1 protein-coding gene is annotated in these 1876 nt (G+C 65.7%); it reads left to right on the top strand.

What is annotated here, in order from left to right:
- A partial coding sequence (locus EWM57_RS20940) for a GEVED domain-containing protein (RefSeq protein WP_129923230.1) occupies positions 1-1876 on the top strand: 1876 nt, incomplete at both ends.

The following is a 1876-nucleotide window of genomic DNA, read 5'->3' as shown; positions in this document are numbered from 1 at the left end:
CGTCGGCGGTGGGCAGCTACGAGGACTTCACCTGCACGTCCCGCGTGGAGCTGACCGAGGGCAACGCCCACCCCATCAGCATTACCACCGGCACGGCCAACGCCCAGGACACGCGGGTGTGGCTGGATCTGAACAACGACGGCATTTTCACGACCAATGAGCTGCTTTTCCAAGCCCTGAACCGCGTCAGCCCCAGCGGCACGCTCACCATTCCGGCTACGGCCGTGAAAGACCAGCCCCTGCGCCTGCGGGTGCTGTCGGACTTTGTGGGCGGGGCCAGCCTGCCGTGCTCGACGCCCCAGCTGGGTCAGATTGAGGATTATACCGTGACGGTGCGCGTGAACCGCAACCCGCCGGTGGCGGCCTTTACCTCGAACTACGTGCCCGCCACCTGCGTGAACCCGGTACAGTTCACCGACCAAAGCCAGAACGCACCCACTTCCTGGCTCTGGGACTTCGGCGACGGGCAGACCAGCACCCAGCAAAACCCGCGGCACTGCTATACCACGGCCGGCACCTACACCGTGGTACTGACGGCCACCAACGCTGTGGGCAGCAACAGCCGCACCCGCACGAACTACATCACCTACAACTCGGCCGTGCCCCTGGCCGCCAGCTGCACCCCGGCCACGGCCGCGCAGTGCTGCGGCTACGGCATCACCAACTTTACGCTGGGCTCGTTGAGCAACCCGTCGGCGGTGGGCAGCTACGAGGACTTCACCTGCACGTCCCGCGTGGAGCTGACCGAGGGCAACGCCCACCCCATCAGCATTACCACCGGCACGGCCAACGCCCAGGACACGCGGGTGTGGCTGGATCTGAACAACGACGGCATTTTCACGACCAATGAGCTGCTTTTCCAAGCCCTGAACCGCGTCAGCCCCAGCGGCACGCTCACCATTCCGGCTACGGCCGTGAAAGACCAGCCCCTGCGCCTGCGGGTGCTGTCGGACTTTGTGGGCGGGGCCAGCCTGCCGTGCTCGACGCCCCAGCTGGGTCAGATTGAGGATTATACCGTGACGGTGCGCGTGAACCGCAACCCGCCGGTGGCGGCCTTTACCTCGAACTACGTGCCCGCCACCTGCGTGAACCCGGTACAGTTCACCGACCAAAGCCAGAACGCACCCACTTCCTGGCTCTGGGACTTCGGCGACGGGCAGACCAGCACCCAGCAAAACCCGCGGCACTGCTATACCACGGCCGGCACCTACACCGTGGTACTGACGGCCACCAACGCTGTGGGCAGCAACAGCCGCACCCGCACGAACTACATCACCTACAACTCGGCCGTGCCCCTGGCCGCCAGCTGCACCCCGGCCACGGCCGCGCAGTGCTGCGGCTACGGCATCACCAACTTTACGCTGGGCTCGTTGAGCAACCCGTCGGCGGTGGGCAGCTACGAGGACTTCACCTGCACGTCCCGCGTGGAGCTGACCGAGGGCAACGCCCACCCCATCAGCATTACCACCGGCACGGCCAACGCCCAGGACACGCGGGTGTGGCTGGATCTGAACAACGACGGCATTTTCACGACCAATGAGCTGCTTTTCCAAGCCCTGAACCGCGTCAGCCCCAGCGGCACGCTCACCATTCCGGCTACGGCCGTGAAAGACCAGCCCCTGCGCCTGCGGGTGCTGTCGGACTTTGTGGGCGGGGCCAGCCTGCCGTGCTCGACGCCCCAGCTGGGTCAGATTGAGGATTATACCGTGACGGTGCGCGTGAACCGCAACCCGCCGGTGGCGGCCTTTACCTCGAACTACGTGCCCGCCACCTGCGTGAACCCGGTACAGTTCACCGACCAAAGCCAGAACGCACCCACTTCCTGGCTCTGGGACTTCGGCGACGGGCAGACCAGCACCCAGCAAAACCCCTCGCA

The organism is Hymenobacter persicinus (assembly GCF_004167665.1).
Classification (GTDB): domain Bacteria; phylum Bacteroidota; class Bacteroidia; order Cytophagales; family Hymenobacteraceae; genus Hymenobacter; species Hymenobacter persicinus.
Note: the sequence above shows the minus strand (reverse complement) of the source record. Positions and strands in the feature narration are given on the sequence as shown.